Genomic DNA, 17,241 nt, shown 5'->3' with positions numbered 1-17,241 from the left:
GTTACAGACCTCGTTCCTTTACCCAAGCTCTTAGCTCCATTCCTTCTTCAATATTATTGACGCCTGCCGCAACCACTATATCTCCGCCCACTACGCCGGATAATATTTCTACGCCAGCATCGTGAAGTTCACCAATTTCAACTTGGCGCTTTTCCGCTTTACTTTGCTCGTTCACAACCCATAAATAATGTTTCTTATTCTCAGTATCAGTAAAAATCGCAGTACTCGGAACGATTACAAAGCGCTTTTCGGTGGTAACGACTTCCGACATGTTAGCTTTTAGGTTGGCGGTCATTCCCGGCAGGATATTCAAGTCTTGCGGACGTTTTAAACTAAACACAACTCGAAACGTGTTTGTAACAGGGTCTGACTTTGTATCCCACTCTTTTAATGTGCCTTTAAAGACTTTGTTAGGAAAGGAGTCAAAAATAATATTTGGCTGGTAACCTGTTCCTTTTTTAACATTTGCCATAATATTCTCTGGCACTTGTATTGCCACGTCTATTTGCTCAATTGTTTGTAAGTCTAATACCGTTTGTTTTGCGACCACATTTTCAAAGTTCTCAACGTAAGTACGTGCAATTTCACCATCAAATGGCGCTTTTAGCTCGGTGTATTGCAAATTCTTCTTTGCTGTATCTAATGTCGACTTGGCAACTTGCAATTGCGCTTGCGCTTCGTCGTACATTGACTGAGAAATTAGATTCTGCTTTAACAACTTTTCTGAACGCTTAAACTGCGAAGAAGCTAACTCAAAGTTTGCTGTCGCTTGTTCAACCTGAATCACAAAGTCTGTTGGATCGAGCTTAGCCAATAAGTCACCTTTTTTAACTTGTTGGCCCGCACGCACTGGTAATTCACTTAATACACCTGACACCCTAAACGCCAAAGTCGCGTTATCTGATGCCTCAACAATTGCTGGAAAATTATGAATTTCATCACTCTGGGTTGATGAAATTGTATAAAGCTTTGCAGGTTTGGCTTTTTGCTCTTGTTGAACAACTTCTGGGTCGCTGCAGCCAACAAGAAGTAACATTACAAACATACTGAACAGTTTTATCAAAGGCATAATAGTTCCGCTTACAAAATAAAGTGTGTGTAATATATAGAAGATACATATAAAATAATATTTATATATTTTTACTATCTACATAAATTATTTTCATATATGACTTTTGAGCAACTTAAAATATTAGATGCTATTGCCCAGTACCACAGTCTCCAGAAGGCTGCTGATGCACTTCATAAAACACAGCCAGCATTAAGTATAGCGATAAAAAAACTAGAGGAAGAGCTTCAGGTAAAAATAATAGACCGCTCTGGCTATCGTTTAGCCTTAACTAATTGCGGAAAACACCTTTATAATCAAGCTAAATTAATTTTAAGGCAGAAAGAAAAGCTACAGTCTATGGCGCAGCATTTCGCCAAAGGTAATGAAACCGTTCTGAATGTTAGCTTCTCAAAAGTAATTAATACCACAGCATTGTTTAAGTGTTTAAAAGAGACACAAAATCAGTTTCCAAGTGTTGATTATCATATTTTGAACGACTTTGGTGTAGGAAGTATAAAAGAGTTACAACAGCAGCGTTGCGATATTGCAATTTCCCCTTGGTTGCCAAGCTTCCAGTACATGGGGGACTTTGAAACTAAGCATTATGCAACGCTAAAGTTTAAGCCTGTAATTTCTTATGCGCTGTATCAAGAATTTGAAGAAATACCTAATTCCACTACAGACTTACTCAATATACCGCATATTATTCCAATTAATTTAGAAATGGACTTAGACTCGGACGTAGTACTTCGCCACGCTGGCGAAAAAGTGATTAAAGTAAATGACGTTACAATATTAAAAAATATGATTTTAGATGATATGGGATGGGCAATTTTACCTGAACACTTAATCAAAGAAGAACTCGCCAATAAACAGATGAAAATTCTAAATCTACAAGAAAACCAATCTGACGTGATTATTGAAGTGCGCGCTATTAAACTGGCAAATAAATCATTAGGCCCTGTCGCGCAGCATTTATGGGATGCACTTTAAATGCTTCCCTTATCAAATTTTAGGCTGGTTAAGCAAGCCAGCTCATAATATTGATTATTGTTGTATGTAAACTCTTGAATGACATCGAGCTTGGCTTTTTGCGTATGCGCTATGAATGAGCGTGAGTTCGTTTTGTTGATAAAGGTAACTAATATTGGGTAACGAGATGCCATTTGGCTTAATGAAAACGCGAAAATCCCTTCAAATACTCCGCAGCCTCTTACATGCTTATCGACACACACAGGCCCATATTGATATGAATTTTCAACACTAATCTGTTGGCCTTTATATTCCAAAGTAGACAAACCTTCCATCATATAAGCGAACATAGGCCAACGTGACCAAAATTGCCAAGATGCTGCCATTGCATAAGCTACAATGTGACCATTGAGTATTGCAATTGACAGTCCGGCCTCAGCAATCAACTCAACTAGCTGCTGTTGATTAAATGCAGTAGTAATAAACCCATCCTGCTTATCTCGTTCATCTATAGAATCTATTTGATAACGCAAATGAAGCTGTAGTATTTCGTCAATGTCATCTACATTTGCTAAGCGAAACTCTCTATCCATATCACTGTTGTTCTATACATCTACTGTTTAAGAGCTTAGTAAGGCATCGAGATATATTAAGCTAATGCTTCTTTACATAAATCGGTAATCTTTTGCCATTCACCCTGCTTAATCAATTCTTCAGGGGCTATCCACGAGCCTCCTACACAATCAACATTAGTTAATGCTAAATACTCTTTGTAGTTAGTTTCATTAATCCCGCCTGTTGGGCAAAACTTGATTGTTGGGAATGGTCCTGCAATAGACTTGATGGACTTAACTCCGCCTGATGCCTCTGCGGGAAAAAACTTAAACTCGTTATAGCCTAAGTCTTTGCCTTGCATAAGCTCTGAAATGGATGAAATTCCTGGAATCAGTGCAATGCTGCTTTCATTACCCGCCTCTAATAACTCGGTTGTTAAGCCCGGACTTATCGCAAACATGGCGCCAGCTGCTTCTACTTCTCTTAGCTGTTGCGGGTTTGTAACAGTACCAGCGCCTACAATAGCTTCGGGCACTTCATTGGCTATTTTTGTAATGGCTGCCAAAGCACACTCTGTTCTTAACGTAACTTCAAGTACCTTAACACCACCTGCCAATAATGCTTTTGCAAGTGGTACTGCATGCTCAATATCATGGATGACTAACACGGGTACAACAGGTCCTTGCTGTAACACATCTGCTGCACTAATTTTCCAACTACGCTGCTCCATAAACACCCTTAAAATCTAACTTATTTCAATGTTGAAAGCTTAAAATACTTATTAATTATCGAACAAACTGCATGCACCCTGCTCTGCGCCTGTTAACTTAGTTCGTACAGCACCAAATATATCGCGTCCCATTCCTACGTAGTTGCTAGCAAGATTTGGTAAGCTTACCGAGCGTTTGGCTAACTCTTGCTCATCCACTAATAGCGTTAACTCGCCTGACTCAGCATCTATTCGTAACAAATCACCATCTTTAATTTTCGCGATTAGTCCTCCGTCAAGCGCTTCGGGCGTTACATGAATAGCTGCAGGCACTTTACCCGATGCACCCGACATTCTTCCATCAGTTACAAGGGCGACATCGTAGCCCTTATCTTGTACCACACCAAGCGGAGGCGTTAATTTATGAAGCTCTGGCATACCGCACGCTTTCGGGCCCTGATAACGAACCACGGCTATTACATCACGATCTAAGCGGCCTGCTTCAAACGCTTGCTGCAATTCATGCTGACTTTCAAACACCATTGCATTGGCTTGTATTACTGACTTGCCCGGTCGCAGCGCCGACGTTTTAATAATGGCACGACCTAAATTGCCTTTTAATAATTTTGTCCCGCCATCACTTTTAAATGGTGCTTTTACTGTTGCAAGTACTTCATTGTCGCCTGATACAGCTGCACCTTCTTTCCATACAAGCTCGCCACCTTCTAGATAAGGTTCTTGCGTATAGCGCGCTAATCCCTTACCGCATATTGTGTTTACATCATCATGTAATAAACCTGCATGTAATAACTCTCTAATGAGATAAGCCATACCACCTGCAGCATGAAAGTGATTAATATCTGCATGGCCATTTGGATAGACTCTTGCAATCAATGGGACAGCGGCAGACAAGTCGTTAAAGTCATCCCAATTAATAATGATGCCAGCAGCTCGAGCAATCGCGACAAGGTGCATCGTATGGTTAGTTGAACCACCCGTCGCCAACAACGCAACAATCCCGTTTACAATTGATTTTTCGTCAACAATGTGAGCAATAGGCATATAATTGCCACTTAAATCGGTTAAACGTGTGACTTGTTTTGCAGCCGCTTTGGTTAATGCATCGCGGAGCTCTGTGCCTGGATTAACAAAGGATGCGCCCGGTAAGTGCAAACCCATTACTTCAACAATTAACTGATTACTATTTGCAGTACCATAAAATGTACAAGTACCTGCAGAATGATAGGACTTTGATTCAGCGTCCAATAACTCATCTCTACCAATTTTACCTTGTGCAAATAGTTGTCTGATTCGCGCTTTTTCTTTATTCGGCATACCACTAGGCATGGGGCCTGCCGGAATAAAAACGGTGGGTAGATGGCCAAAGGTGAGTGCCGCTAATAGTAAGCCTGGCACTATTTTGTCGCATATACCTAGCATTAATGCGCCGTCAAACATGTTATGGGATAAGCCCACCGCTGTAGACATGGCAATAACATCTCGGCTCATTAAGCTTAAATCCATTCCCGGTTGGCCTTGTGTCACACCATCACACATTGCAGGCACGCCGCCAGCAAATTGCGCAACACTGCCTACATCGGCAACGGCTTGCTTAATAATGTCAGGATACTGTTGGTAAGGCTGATGCGCACTTAACATGTCGTTATACGACGAGATAATGCCTACATTTGCTTTTGTAAGGCCAGTTAAGTCGGCTTTTTCATTATTACTACACGCTGCGAAACCATGTGCTAAATTTCCGCAAGACAATACACCACGGTGTGGCCCTTGTTTACGTGCATTTTCCATATTCGCCAAATAGGCCTTTCTGCTATCACGGCTTCTTTCAATGATTCGCTTTGTAATCGCATCTATTTTTGGGTCTATCGTAAAACTAGTATTCGATTGCATTATGTTCTCTATATAAAATCTACTTAGCTGCAAACATCACTTCAAAAGGTGTATCAGTTTGATGAATAAATGCTCGAATTGGCATTTCAAAGCTATTGTTATCGGCCATTGCTTGTTGCAACACCGAACGTTTATTTTCACCTACTATATGTAAGTATAGTTTTTGACTATTAATTAACGCAGCGAAGGTAAAAGAAATGCGCTGATGAGGCGCTGTTTTAGGCTCAACCGCTATCGTTAACGCATTATTCGTTGGGCTTAAGCCATCAATAATTTGTTCAGAACATGGAAAAAGTGACGCTGTGTGTCCGTCTTCACCCATGCCTAGAATAACTGCATCGAATGGAAGCGGTAATTCACCTACTTTTTGTTCTACAGCGGCTTGCCCATCAAAGGCTGACGAGTGCTGTAAGTAATTATCTGCAACTAACCCAACAAAATTAGCCGACGCCGCTTTATTTACTAGCAAATGAGCTTTAACAAGCTTTTCATTGCTTGCGTCTTCATCAGTATTAACCCAACGGTCATCAACTAATGTAACAGTGACTTTGTTCCACTCAAACGATTGCTGAGACAGTAACTTAAATAACCCCTTAGGTGTACCGCCACCAGACACTGCTAATACTGCATGGCCTTTTGTATCAATACCTTGCTGTAAGTCTGCTAATAACTTTTTAGCAAACGCATTATTTAATTGTTCAGCTGATTCAAATTCATTTATGTTCATTAACTTTAGTCCTACTCATCCCACGCGCGGTCATCTCTGGCAAGCAGCGCAATTGCAGCCACAGGCCCCCACGAACCTGCTTTATATGACTTAGGTTGCTCGTTGTTTGTTTTCCATGCATTAATGATCCCATCTACCCATTTCCACGCTTCTTCAACTTCATCTCGACGTACAAATAACGATTGATGACCTAGCATTGCTTCAAGTAATAAACGTTCGTATGCGTCTGCAATGCGTTCAACGTTAAAGGTTTCTGAAAAACTTAAATCCAGCTTAGTTTGCTGTAAATTCATCGACTCACCCAACCCAGGAACTTTATTCATCATTTGCACTTCTACCCCTTCGGCAGGTTGCAATCTAATTGTTAGCTGGTTAGACGGTAATGTTTTGTATTGGTCTTTAAAAATATTATGAGGCTGTGTTTTAAAGTGAATAGCAATTTCTGTGTACTTCTCAGGCAAGCGTTTACCAGTGCGCAGGTAAAAAGGAACACCTGCCCAGCGCCAGTTATCAATTTCAGCTTTTATCGACACAAAGGTTTCTGTCGTGCTTGAGGTGTTGGCACCTTCCTCTTCTAAATAACCCGGCACTGACTTATCTCGAATAAATCCAGCGGTGTATTGCCCTCGTACGGTTTTTTCTGCCACATTTTCAGTGGTAATGGGTCGTAAGGCTTTTAAAACTTTTAGCTTTTCATCTCGAATGCTGTCCGCGTCTAAATCAGCGGGTGGTTCCATCGCGATCAATGACAATATTTGAAGTAAGTGATTTTGTACCATGTCACGCATTTGACCGGCATCATCGTAATAACCCCAGCGTCCTTCTACACCAACTTCCTCAGCAACTGTGATCTGAACGTGATCGATACTGTTATGATCCCAGTTAGAAGCAAAAATTGCGTTAGCAAAACGCAGCACTAGCAGGTTAAGTACCGTTTCTTTACCAAGATAATGATCTATGCGATAGATTTGTTTTTCGGTGAAGTGTTCAGCAACTATATCATTAATAATTGTTGAAGAGGCTAAATCAATGCCTATGGGTTTTTCTAACACAACTCGCGTTTCATTATTAATTAATGATGCCGCACTTAGTCCATTACAGATATCGCCAAAAATACTAGGCGGAGTGGAAAAATAATTGACCAATACATGAGTGTCTAAATTAACCAGCTTACGAATTTTGTCGAAGCCTTCTGTTGTACTAAGTTCAATATCGCAATAATGTAACCGAGTCAGAAACTTATTCATTACGTCTTCATCAATGTCGTCTTTCACAAATTGTCGAAGACATTCAGTCACGTACTCTCGGTACTCTATTTCATTAATCACATCCCGAGCAACGCCAATAATATTAGAGTCTGGATGAAGTAGCCCTGCTTTCTCTAATTGATACAGTGCAGGCAGCAACTTTCTTTTAGCTAAATCGCCTTTAGTACCAAACAACACTAAGTTGCACGGCTTATGAACTCGGTGATTACTCATTAATAACTCCACATGGTAAACGTACCAATCTGCAAATCGTGAATTTACAATAATGCTGCCATGCTAGCCCAATCACTTGCATGAGTAAACCAGCTTTTGTAATAAAATTACATTTGTAGAAAATTTATAAATACTTGTAATTCTACAGACAACTTTTATGCATTTATTTGAAAATGTACTAACTTTACAACAGAATTTCTGATATAAACCCTACAAATTCTAATTATGTTTGTCGCAACTACCGAAAACATACAAATATCTTTCAATACCTGAAGTCATTGAAGTGAATACATGCTACTAACAACGCTACAACTTCAAGTATCTAAAGGCATTAACTAAGAAAGTATAGTGCTTGAATGGCTGTTTGTTATTGTTGAGTAGCTGGAGAATTATAGAAAATGAATGTGCTTGAAAAAATCACCCTGCAACTAAGTTCATTTAGCAAGTCTGAAAGAAAAGTTGCTGAAGTAATATTACAATCCCCCGACACTGCAATTCATTCAAGTATTGCAACATTGGCGAAGGTTGCCGATGTCAGTGAGCCGACCGTTAACCGTTTTTGCCGTCGCTTGGATACCAAAGGCTTTCCTGATTTTAAGCTTCACTTAGCGCAAAGCCTTGCCAATGGTACTCCGTATGTTAACCGCCATGTTGAAGAATCTGATACGACAGACTCGTATACCAGTAAAATTTTTGAATCCACCATGGCCAGCCTCGACAAAGCAAGAAAGAATATAGACATCAATGCGCTAAATCGCGCAGTGGATTTATTAACACAGGCAAAGAAAATCTCATTTTTTGGATTAGGCGCGTCGGCTTCAGTCGCGCAAGATGCGCAAAATAAGTTCTTCCGTTTTAACGTTCCTGTTATCTGCTTTGACGATATTGTTATGCAACGCATGAGCGCCATAAACAGCCGCGAAGGCGATGTAGTCGTACTCATTTCGCATACTGGTCGTACTAAAAACTTGGTAGATGTAGCCTCTTTGGCACGTGAAAACGACGCCACCGTAATTGGCATCACAACCGTTAACAGCCCGCTCGCCGAAGAGTGCAACTTAGTATTATCGTTAGACGTGCCAGAAGATACTGATATGTACATGCCAATGGCGTCGCGCATTGCACAATTGGTGCTAATAGACGTACTCGCAACAGGATTCACATTAAGACGTGGCGCTAAATTTAGGGATAATTTGAAGAAGGTAAAAGATAGCTTACGCTCGTCACGATTTGAGAAAAAAGGCGCACCACTTTAAATAACAGAAAAGTATAACAATAATCATAATCTTCACTATCTGAGAGTCAGTTCAGCGAAGAAAGCACTTATTCTGTAATAAATCTACAGTATTGTTACAAACAATATAGCAATTTGGGAAAACCTAATGACAAGAAGAACAAAAATTGTAGCTACACTCGGCCCGGCTACGGATAAAGATGATGCACTAGAAAACATCATCAAAGCAGGCGTCAACGTTGTACGTTTAAACTTTTCTCATGGCACAGCACAAGATCATATCGACAGAGCCAACAACGTTCGTGCAATAGCAAAAAAGCTAGATTTACACATTGCAATATTAGGTGACTTACAAGGTCCTAAAATCCGTGTTTCAACCTTTAAAAATAATAAAGTTGAGTTGAACGTAAATAACGACTTTATTCTTGATGCCGATTTAGATAAAGGCCAAGGTGATGAAACCCAAGTAGGTATTGATTACAAAGCACTCCCTAACGATGTTAAAAAGGACGATGTTTTATTGCTAGACGATGGTCGTGTTCAATTGATAGTAACTCGCGTTGAAGGCAATAAAGTTCATACCAAAGTCACGGTTGGCGGCCCACTATCCAATAACAAAGGCATTAACCGTCAGGGTGGTGGATTAACAGCACCCGCACTTACTGACAAAGACAAAGCTGACATTGTTACTGCCTCGCAAATCGGCGTAGACTTTTTAGCTGTGTCATTCCCCCGCTGTGGTGACGATTTACGCTACGCGCGTAAGTTAGCAGAAGACGCTGGGCTAAAAACTCGCATTGTAGCCAAAGTTGAGCGAGCTGAAGCCGTGTCTGATGACGACGTATTAGACGACCTAATTAGAGCCTCAGACGTTGTTATGGTCGCCCGTGGTGATTTAGGAGTAGAAATTGGTGATGCAGAATTAGTGGGAACGCAGAAAAAGCTTATTTCACGCTCTCGCCAATTAAATAAAGTTGTGATTACTGCCACGCAAATGATGGAATCAATGATCAGTAGCCCTATGCCTACTCGCGCCGAGGTGATGGATGTAGCAAACGCCGTATTAGATGGCACCGATGCCGTCATGCTGTCAGCAGAAACCGCCGCTGGCGACTATCCTGTTGAAACCGTAAAGGCAATGGCAAACGTATGTGTCGGAGCCGAAAAACATCCTAGCCTCACCATTTCAAAACATCGTTTAGACGTAACCTTTGCAGAAGTATCTGAAACCATTGCGTTAAGTGCCATGTATGCAGCAAACCATTTAGAAGGGATTAAAGCAATTATCGCCCTAACTGAATCAGGTTATACCGCAAAGCTAATGTCGCGCATCACGTCGCAGTTACCAATTTATGCATTATCTCGCCATGAAAACATTCTTAATAAAACCGCATTGTATCGTGGTGTTTATCCAGCTTACTTTGATGCGCCAGACGATGACTCTGAAAAGCTATCAATTGCTGCGGTAAACAGCGTACGAAAAGTCGCGAATCTTAAATCTGGTGATTTAGTTATTGTGACCCATGGCGATGCCATGGAAACAGTAGGTGCAACCAATACACTTAAAATAGTTACGGTTGCGTAGGAAGCATCTAAGCTTAACGTTTAGCCGAACATATTCATAAAGTTGTTCGGCTAACAGCTTCAAGCTTAGCTTTGCGCACCTCGTTGTTAGAACATATTTGCAAAAAATTGCTTAGTGGGTTTGAACAATAAATCTTGAGGCTTATCACCGCCAAAGGTAGCTATTCCACTTTTTCCTTCAATAATTCCCGATTTAATTATCGTCTGTGTTTTCACATCAACCACAGCAATTTTCACTTTAACTTTGTCGGGTTTTGATGACCACTCAGTGGCACGATCTTCCCAATGAAGTATCGTAGGGTAAACCAAATATTCAAACTCATTGAGAGCAGCAGAACTCAAAGCGGATTTATAGGTTTCTGGCTTTTGTGCAATAACTGCACGATTAAGTGTAACCATTAACTCAGCCTGTATAGTCTGACTTACCATGTAAGCAGAGCCCGTGTAATGGTGCTCTCCATATTGGCCATCAGTAGATAAAGCAATGTAAACTGTGCTTTCAGGCTCAAGACGAACATTGGAATCCGTACCCGACACCTTTACAGAATGAGTATCAGCGCATCCATAAATAAAAAGAAGAATAATTACAGTTGCTGTATTTAATTTTGCCATTTTCACACCTACCCATTTTTCTTAAAGCACTTCACATGATTAACTACTACATTTTGCCAACTGCTCAAATCGCGCTAAGGCAGATTTGATTTTACTATTTCCAATATACGAATATGCTTTGATATGTTTTTCTAATTCAGAATAAATAGGTTCAGGCACATCAACATTAAATGTTAGTGAAATATCACCTCCCCACTCCATAAAAATATTGAATTCATACCCGTTGAAGCATCCATCTACATTTAGTTCATCTGTCATTTTTACATAGTGAAAAGACTGAAATTCGATATTTTGATGAGACTCAATATACGCCATCAAATCTAAATCAGTCGGTTGCAGCATAGCCTTCCACCAACTGTCTGTTGCTTCTTGTATTAAGATATATTTAGTCATTATCTCTAATTTGTTTAAGCTCTGTACGTAGCTCATCTAGCTTTTTCGTAGCGCGTTTTTTCTGCTGAGGCGTTAAACTTTTCGACAGCTGAACAATATAACGTACCCATAATGCCCTATTTTGCTCTCTGATTGCTAAGTACTCGGCGGTTTTAAAAGTATCTAATTCTGTGATCAGCCGCTTGAATTCTTTACTAAAAATGGGTTGATTTTCTCTTCTCATTAACGTGTATTTCAAATGCGCTAACCATGCTTTTTTATAGGTTAAATGCCGCAATCTTGTTGGCGCTTTTTGTTCTGACCAAGCGATTAATAATGCTTTCTGCTCTGTAGTTAAGTTACCAATCCAATCAGATAAAAACTCAATGCTGTTATCGTAAAATTCGTCTTGTTGCTCTTCAACTGTGCCAATTTCACTTTCAGCTTCATTAATATCGTCTTCAATAGATGCCGTTAACGCCTTAATTTGCTGCGGGCTAAGCGACAATGCCAGTTTAGAAAGTGGCAGATAACCAGCTTCTGATAAGCGCAACCAAGCGTCACGCAAGTCATGAATAATACTACTCACCTGCTCTTCATTAACGCCAGCGTCGGCATTTAAATACCTTGATAGTTTATCGAGGAATGTAATATAACGAGGAATTTCTGTACTTTTATGCCACTGGATTAACTGGTCTAGCTCTGTTTCAAAAAGCACATCTTGCTGACTATTAAAAGTAATGTAGTCATCTACTCGCCATAAAATAAGCCAGTCTAAGTACTTGTATGTAAACGATACCGAGCAACCAGCTAACATTACAACTAAGCTGGTTGCTACTACAAGTTTGTGAATGTGGTTAAACAACGTCTTAATATAAATTAACTACTTACGGGAATAAAAATTAGCAAAAATATAGTCTCTATCTGCAACATTGTTATGGCAATTTGCACAAGTTTGCATAATCACTGGGTCGCTGGCTTTACCTGCAAGCATTATTTGCCCTTCTTTGCTGAACTGTACATATTCCCAGTCACCATATTCTGGCGAATAGCCCGGCTTATGTTTAATCATCATGGTAACAGAAATGGCATCGTTTGGAGTGCCAGACGCTGCACTAAAGTTTTCTTTTAGCACGATAGAACCCGGCTCATACTTCATGAATTTTGGCTTTTCCACGTCTTCTTCGTCTTCGTCCTCATCATAGTCTTGGTAAAACTGAAGATATTCCATGTAATTATTTTCGTAAGTTTTTGTACTGCCTTTCACGAATATAGTAATAAACTGCTGCCAGTGTAAGCCTGAATATTCGAAGCCAGACATTCGCTGCCAACTCGTGCGATAATCTTTTAACTGCTGCTCATATTCCTTAGGTATCTTAAAAGGGTATATTCCAAACGGGTTTGCTGCTGATATAAAGGTCATAGCAAATAAAACCACGATCACAACTAATATAAGTTTTCTCATAGTTAACTCTTTTATAAGTTTGCGCTTATTAAATGCAACAACAGCCGTTACAAGTGCTCAACGCAATAGTAAGTATTATTTTAACGCCAGTGTTAAAGAAGCCCTCTTTTTACCTTTTTTGGTTACATCTACGGTTTTTGACTCGCCAGCCGCTAGCGTCACCTCTAACGGATCATACTTTGGTAGCGACAACACAAAAGTAGTGCTTCCACCTACATCTAGGTTGATGTCGTAGCTTTTTTTGCCCTTTTCCAATGGCAGTATTAGATAATGTTCAGCATTAACGTTTGCTATATAGCTGCGCATTTTAGGATGGATTTTGCAGCCAATACGCGTAACTGTATTTTCTTGCCAATCAACTTTTACAATATTTGCTTGCCCTGGTTCCATTAACCCAATATCAAACTTCACATTGTTTTTTGGATCATTGGCAAAAATGTTGTGTTGAAACGTGTCAGAGTTTTTAAAATTTATCTTTCCATTTGGCCCTACAACCAGCATTTTTTTGTCGAACACTTTATTTGACTGATCCATTACATCACTTTTTGGCCCTGAACCCCCCTTTGCATATAGCAATCCTGTAAATGCAGGTTTCTTAGTAAACTCTAATGTTCCAGTCAACGTAGCGGCATTAACGGTGGCTGACATGGATACGGCAAATAATGTAGATGTAATTAGTGCAACCTTCTTTTTCATGCTTTATTACCCCTGTTGGTCAGTATGAAACAATGTTTATTTATTTTGGCAATGTTGGACGTTCAATAATTACTGGATCTGTTAATGCAGCCATAAATGCCACTAAGTCAGCTTTTTCTTGAGCGGTTAAACCTAACGGCTTAATCAACGGGCTAACATCTGCAATGCCCACAGCACCTTTGTTGTAATGCTCTATTACTTCTTCCAACGTACCTAACGAACCATCATGCATGTATGGCGCACTAAAAATAATATTTCTTAAGCCGGGCGTTTTAAATGCCCCTTTAAACTGTGGCTGCTTGTCAAATTCATAACGGCCAAGGTCGCCATTAGCAATCCCTATATTATGAAAACTGTCATCGGTAAAGTTCACACCATCATGACAACTCACACAATTTGCTTTCCCAACAAATAAATTAAGACCACGGGTGGCAGACGGTGATAACGCATCATCATTACCAGCTACAAATTTATCAAATGCCGAATCGTCTGAAATAAAGGTGCGCTCGAATGCTGCCATCGCTCTACCAATATTTTCAAAAGTAAGCCCGTCATCATAAATTGCTTTAAATTCTTTGTTATAAAATGGAATCGCTTTTAGCCTGTCGAGCGCGTCAACTGGTGTCATTTGCATTTCAACATCTGATACTAACGGGCCCAACGCTTGATCTTCCAATGTGCTTGATCGCCCATCCCAAAAGAATGTTGTACCCCATGCTAAATTATAAATATGAGGCGAATTGCGATGAAGTGTGTCGCCAGCTGTACCTATACCGTTTGCCAAGCCATCGCTAAAACCTAATTCTGGATTATGGCAAGTTGCACATGATTGGTTTTGATTTTTTGACAGCCGCGTTTCAAAAAACAGCATTTTACCCAGCTCTATTTCTCTTTCTTCGTGCGGCTCATCATCTGGGTATTCAATGTCTTCAACATCGGGTGTACCTAATGTGCCCAATTTTGAACGATCAAACTTGGCCGGCGTCGGTTGCGAACGGTCAGGTTTTGCACCACCATGAATTTGCGCTGATGCCACATAAGAAACCGATAAGCCAAATATTACCGCATGAACTAAATAATTTTTTTTCATGTCTCGTCTCTATCGTACAGGTCATATAATCATGCACACTTCTGTATGGATGCCTCAACAACACGGCAACAGCACCATGGTTACTCCACTCTTTTAAGAACGTGCACCTAAACTTATTTAATTATTATTTTTTGGCATTTAACAAATACCAATTTAAAAACAAACGCACGGTTAAGCGTTGTACATATATTGGGTTTTCGCAAATTTTTTAGAACAAAATTTAAACATTGCCCTATACTGTTTTAAAGCTTACTGATTGATAACTAAAGATTCTGTAGTACAAGCTTGTGGCATCATCATCGATTTCTAACAAATAACATCACAGTTATGTGTCTAATGGGCAGATATGACGTTTAAAATAAAACTCAGCAGTATTATTACTCAGTTACTTATCGCGTTTAGCCTTATCATATTGATAATTATTGCTAGTAACAGCTTTGTATACTGGATTAGCAACAAGATTAAAGCTGACTTTGGGCAATTAACCACAAACGCCATGCCTTTAATCAATTCTAGCGCCAATTTAAAAATAGGTATTTTAGAGTCTGTTAAATCGCTTGAAGAACAAATAATTACAGGTGATGAAAATGATGCACAGGTAAAAGCCGTACAAAGTCGCATTGAAGCTTGGGGCACCATTGACGACAGCTTTATGCAGCTGCAAGACATCGCTATTAAAACAGGTTTCCCCACAAGTAAACTAGATGAACTAAAGCAACTTTTAGAAGATATGCGTGCCGAGCAAATTGCAATATCAACTATCGCAAACACGGCAGACAACGAACCCGCTGTAAAACTGATCGTCAACCGTGCCATTCCTCTTGTAGAGTCTATGTCAGCTTTAATGAGTAAAATTATAGAGTTGGAATACGAACAAAATGGCGAAGATGAATATGATGAAGACAATTTTACTTTATTAAAATTATTAGGTGACTCAAAAAGTGACTTTGGCGTTGCAGTTTCTGAGCTTCGCTCTTTTTTACTCACCCGTAAACAGCAAAGTGTAGATAATTTTGATCAAGCTTGGCTTAGAAATACAGATGCTTATGTTGAGATTGAAGAAGATTATGCCGAGCTGTTTAGTGAAGAACAAGAAGCATTGTGGCAGTCGTATGCTGAGGATAGAGAAAAACTTGCTCCTATCACAATTCAAGCATTTGAACTGCAAAAAAGTAATGAAGCGAATTTTGCTAAATATCACCTAGCTACCTATGTAAAACCCCTCGCTGAGAAGATATTTTCTCAATTGGACACACTTAACAAACACGTAAAAAATGTTTCCGATGCTGTCACAAAAGATATGGATGACTCAATTGACAACATGCATTTATCATTAATACTGGCTTCCATTATTTCAATTCTTATTGCAAGCATAATCAGTATCACGTTTAGTAATAAACTGCATACACGTGTTGAAGCGTTATTAAGCCGAGCCAATAAACTGGCTGAAGGTAGTTTCGAACGTGATAAAGCAGGAAAACTAGACAAACCAAACTCTGGTGATGAGTTTGCGCGTCTTGCTCGCCGCTTTAATAAAATGACGAAGGCACTTTCTACCAGCATCTTGTCAGTAAAACAACAATCCAGAAAAGTAGGTCATTCTGCCCACCAAGTGGCAGCGCTAGCGTCAGACATTAGTGAAGCGGCAAAAGAAGAAAGCGCAAGTTATTCGCAAGTAATGCAAGTAACTGAAACATTTATGGATTTAATGTTAGAGCTAAACCAAACCGTAGAACAAAGTAATGCTGCTTTAGATCAAACCACCGACCAAGCAAACCAAGGTGTACAAACTGTATCCAGCAGCATTCAAGAAATGGACAATACCGTTACGGTGGTGCAAACAGCGTCTAAAGAAGTGCAAGACTTGCATCAAGCCAGCGAGCAAATTAGCAGTGTTACTTCCGCCATCTCTGATGTGGCAGACCAAACGGCATTAATCGCCCTCAATGCAGCAATTGAAGCTGCAAGAGCAGGCGAACAAGGCAAAGGCTTTGCGGTTGTTGCCGATGAAGTGCGCAATTTAGCGCAACGCACAGCAAATTCTACAGATGAAATTCGTGAAGTAATGAAAACGTTAATGCAGAAAGTCACCGATGTCATTAATTTGATGAACAACATCATCTCTCAAGTTGACGTAAATAAACAAAAAGCCGATGAAAGTGGCAATGCATTAAAAGCGATGATCGATACCATCAAACAGCTTTCACTCGCCAACGAAAGCATCACCAGCCGAGCAAGCCAACAAACCAACCAAATGATGGAGTTACAAGGCAAACTGCAACAGCTATTTACTTCACTTACACAAAATGCTGAAAAAGCGCAAATTGTGTCATTAATTGGCAGTGATTTATATCAAACCTCAGAACATGTAAATAACAAATTAGCTGGTTTTAAATTTGGCGCAATTAAAAGCACTATTAAAGAAGGGGATGACGATGCGCACCCTATTTCAGCAAGAGTTCGCGTTGGTATAAGGCAGGCAGGTAGCACTTATTACACAGTAACGCATGATATTAGTGCGTCTAGCGTTGGCATTATATTAAATAGTTCACTACATCAAACCTTAGCGGTTGGTGATGATGCAACGCTAGCCATATATTTACCTCAAGCCAGCTACCAGAAATATATAGACCAATCACCGCTAGAGATACCTGCAACAGTAACAGAAGAAAGTGAACAAGATATCGATCATACTTATTACAAGATTGACGTTAAACCTGATAGCCCGAGACAGAAAGAACAACTGAACAACTTATTAACTTTTTTTTCTGAGTAACGTAGC

General features: G+C 39.9%; 16 protein-coding genes. 4 read left to right on the top strand and 12 right to left on the bottom strand.

Translation table 11 applies throughout. The features are described 5' to 3' along the window. Position 1 precedes the first annotated feature (1 nt). The gene (locus tag HUU81_RS07945) at positions 2-1,069 is read right to left on the bottom strand and encodes an efflux RND transporter periplasmic adaptor subunit (protein WP_199611684.1); all 1,068 of its coding nucleotides are present in this window, start codon (positions 1,067-1,069) and stop codon (positions 2-4) included. Between the two features lie 99 nt (positions 1,070-1,168). Here HUU81_RS07945 and HUU81_RS07940 point away from each other — a divergent pair, with 99 nt between their 5' ends. Beyond that, positions 1,169-2,044, top strand: a complete 876-nt coding sequence (locus HUU81_RS07940; protein WP_199611683.1) for a LysR family transcriptional regulator — start codon at positions 1,169-1,171, stop codon at positions 2,042-2,044. Here the strand turns inward: HUU81_RS07940 and HUU81_RS07935 are convergent. The 5 genes from HUU81_RS07935 to zwf are packed head-to-tail and all read right to left on the bottom strand — an operon-like array spanning position 2,041 to position 7,406. Continuing rightward, entirely contained in the window at positions 2,041-2,616 is a 576-nt protein-coding gene (locus HUU81_RS07935) for a GNAT family acetyltransferase (RefSeq protein WP_199611682.1), read from the bottom strand. The two genes, HUU81_RS07940 and HUU81_RS07935, sit on opposite strands and share 4 nt — an antisense overlap. Before the next feature lie 56 nt (positions 2,617-2,672). Further along, positions 2,673-3,308 (bottom strand): bifunctional 4-hydroxy-2-oxoglutarate aldolase/2-dehydro-3-deoxy-phosphogluconate aldolase, encoded by a 636-nt coding sequence (locus tag HUU81_RS07930; RefSeq protein WP_199611681.1) that lies wholly within the window; start codon positions 3,306-3,308, stop codon positions 2,673-2,675. 51 nt (positions 3,309-3,359) lie between these two features. After that, positions 3,360-5,198, bottom strand: a complete 1,839-nt coding sequence (edd, locus tag HUU81_RS07925; RefSeq protein WP_407644837.1) for a phosphogluconate dehydratase — start codon at positions 5,196-5,198, stop codon at positions 3,360-3,362. Between the two features lie 19 nt (positions 5,199-5,217). Then, positions 5,218-5,925, bottom strand: coding sequence for a 6-phosphogluconolactonase (gene pgl, locus HUU81_RS07920; protein ID WP_199611680.1), 708 nt, complete (start codon positions 5,923-5,925; stop codon positions 5,218-5,220). A gap of 11 nt (positions 5,926-5,936) precedes the next feature. Then, positions 5,937-7,406 (bottom strand): glucose-6-phosphate dehydrogenase, encoded by a 1,470-nt coding sequence (gene zwf, locus HUU81_RS07915; RefSeq protein ID WP_199611679.1) that lies wholly within the window; start codon positions 7,404-7,406, stop codon positions 5,937-5,939. Between the two features lie 398 nt (positions 7,407-7,804). Here zwf and HUU81_RS07910 point away from each other — a divergent pair, with 398 nt between their 5' ends. Continuing rightward, positions 7,805-8,662: a MurR/RpiR family transcriptional regulator gene (locus HUU81_RS07910; protein WP_199611678.1), complete on the top strand. Its 858-nt coding sequence runs from the start codon at positions 7,805-7,807 to the stop codon at positions 8,660-8,662. 126 nt (positions 8,663-8,788) lie between these two features. Continuing rightward, complete coding sequence (pyk, locus tag HUU81_RS07905; RefSeq protein WP_199611677.1) at positions 8,789-10,225, top strand: pyruvate kinase; 1,437 nt, start codon at positions 8,789-8,791, stop codon at positions 10,223-10,225. Between the two features lie 86 nt (positions 10,226-10,311). Here pyk and HUU81_RS07900 read toward each other — a convergent pair whose 3' ends face one another. The 6 genes from HUU81_RS07900 to HUU81_RS07875 form a co-directional block, all read right to left on the bottom strand. Next, a complete protein-coding gene (locus HUU81_RS07900) occupies positions 10,312-10,836 on the bottom strand; it encodes a DUF4823 domain-containing protein (protein ID WP_199611676.1) in 525 nt (174 codons plus the stop codon). Between the two features lie 39 nt (positions 10,837-10,875). Next, entirely contained in the window at positions 10,876-11,229 is a 354-nt protein-coding gene (locus HUU81_RS07895; RefSeq protein ID WP_199611675.1) for a hypothetical protein, read from the bottom strand. Beyond that, positions 11,222-12,073, bottom strand: coding sequence for a DUF6279 family lipoprotein (locus HUU81_RS07890; RefSeq protein ID WP_199611674.1), 852 nt, complete (start codon positions 12,071-12,073; stop codon positions 11,222-11,224). The genes HUU81_RS07895 and HUU81_RS07890 overlap by 8 nt, the downstream gene beginning before the upstream one ends. 18 nt (positions 12,074-12,091) lie before the next feature. Then, the gene (locus tag HUU81_RS07885) at positions 12,092-12,673 is read right to left on the bottom strand and encodes a cytochrome P460 family protein (protein WP_199611673.1); all 582 of its coding nucleotides are present in this window, start codon (positions 12,671-12,673) and stop codon (positions 12,092-12,094) included. Positions 12,674-12,748: 75 nt separating this feature from the next. Next, positions 12,749-13,369 (bottom strand): cupredoxin domain-containing protein, encoded by a 621-nt coding sequence (locus HUU81_RS07880; protein WP_199611672.1) that lies wholly within the window; start codon positions 13,367-13,369, stop codon positions 12,749-12,751. 40 nt (positions 13,370-13,409) lie between these two features. After that, the gene (locus tag HUU81_RS07875) at positions 13,410-14,459 is read right to left on the bottom strand and encodes a cytochrome-c peroxidase (RefSeq protein WP_199611671.1); all 1,050 of its coding nucleotides are present in this window, start codon (positions 14,457-14,459) and stop codon (positions 13,410-13,412) included. A gap of 346 nt (positions 14,460-14,805) precedes the next feature. Between HUU81_RS07875 and HUU81_RS07870 the strand changes: the two genes are divergently transcribed. Next, positions 14,806-17,235, top strand: a complete 2,430-nt coding sequence (locus tag HUU81_RS07870; RefSeq protein WP_199611670.1) for a methyl-accepting chemotaxis protein — start codon at positions 14,806-14,808, stop codon at positions 17,233-17,235. Positions 17,236-17,241: the final 6 nt, after the last annotated feature.

The organism is Flocculibacter collagenilyticus, from assembly GCF_016469335.1.
GTDB lineage: Bacteria > Pseudomonadota > Gammaproteobacteria > Enterobacterales > Alteromonadaceae > Flocculibacter > Flocculibacter collagenilyticus.
Note: the sequence above shows the minus strand (reverse complement) of the source record. Positions and strands in the feature narration are given on the sequence as shown.

What these genes read in the sequence shown, in the direction of transcription:
- HUU81_RS07945 (WP_199611684.1), bottom strand. Translation starts at nt 1,069, where the DNA reads ATGCCTTTGATAAAACTGTTCAGTATGTTTGTAATGTTACTTCTTGTT.
- HUU81_RS07940 (WP_199611683.1), top strand. Translation starts at nt 1,169, where the DNA reads ATGACTTTTGAGCAACTTAAAATATTAGATGCTATTGCCCAGTACCAC.
- HUU81_RS07935 (WP_199611682.1), bottom strand. Translation starts at nt 2,616, where the DNA reads ATGGATAGAGAGTTTCGCTTAGCAAATGTAGATGACATTGACGAAATA.
- HUU81_RS07930 (WP_199611681.1), bottom strand. Translation starts at nt 3,308, where the DNA reads ATGGAGCAGCGTAGTTGGAAAATTAGTGCAGCAGATGTGTTACAGCAA.
- edd (WP_407644837.1), bottom strand. Translation starts at nt 5,198, where the DNA reads ATGCAATCGAATACTAGTTTTACGATAGACCCAAAAATAGATGCGATT.
- pgl (WP_199611680.1), bottom strand. Translation starts at nt 5,925, where the DNA reads ATGAACATAAATGAATTTGAATCAGCTGAACAATTAAATAATGCGTTT.
- zwf (WP_199611679.1), bottom strand. Translation starts at nt 7,406, where the DNA reads ATGAGTAATCACCGAGTTCATAAGCCGTGCAACTTAGTGTTGTTTGGT.
- HUU81_RS07910 (WP_199611678.1), top strand. Translation starts at nt 7,805, where the DNA reads ATGAATGTGCTTGAAAAAATCACCCTGCAACTAAGTTCATTTAGCAAG.
- pyk (WP_199611677.1), top strand. Translation starts at nt 8,789, where the DNA reads ATGACAAGAAGAACAAAAATTGTAGCTACACTCGGCCCGGCTACGGAT.
- HUU81_RS07900 (WP_199611676.1), bottom strand. Translation starts at nt 10,836, where the DNA reads ATGGCAAAATTAAATACAGCAACTGTAATTATTCTTCTTTTTATTTAT.
- HUU81_RS07895 (WP_199611675.1), bottom strand. Translation starts at nt 11,229, where the DNA reads ATGACTAAATATATCTTAATACAAGAAGCAACAGACAGTTGGTGGAAG.
- HUU81_RS07885 (WP_199611673.1), bottom strand. Translation starts at nt 12,673, where the DNA reads ATGAGAAAACTTATATTAGTTGTGATCGTGGTTTTATTTGCTATGACC.
- HUU81_RS07880 (WP_199611672.1), bottom strand. Translation starts at nt 13,369, where the DNA reads ATGAAAAAGAAGGTTGCACTAATTACATCTACATTATTTGCCGTATCC.
- HUU81_RS07875 (WP_199611671.1), bottom strand. Translation starts at nt 14,459, where the DNA reads ATGAAAAAAAATTATTTAGTTCATGCGGTAATATTTGGCTTATCGGTT.
- HUU81_RS07870 (WP_199611670.1), top strand. Translation starts at nt 14,806, where the DNA reads ATGACGTTTAAAATAAAACTCAGCAGTATTATTACTCAGTTACTTATC.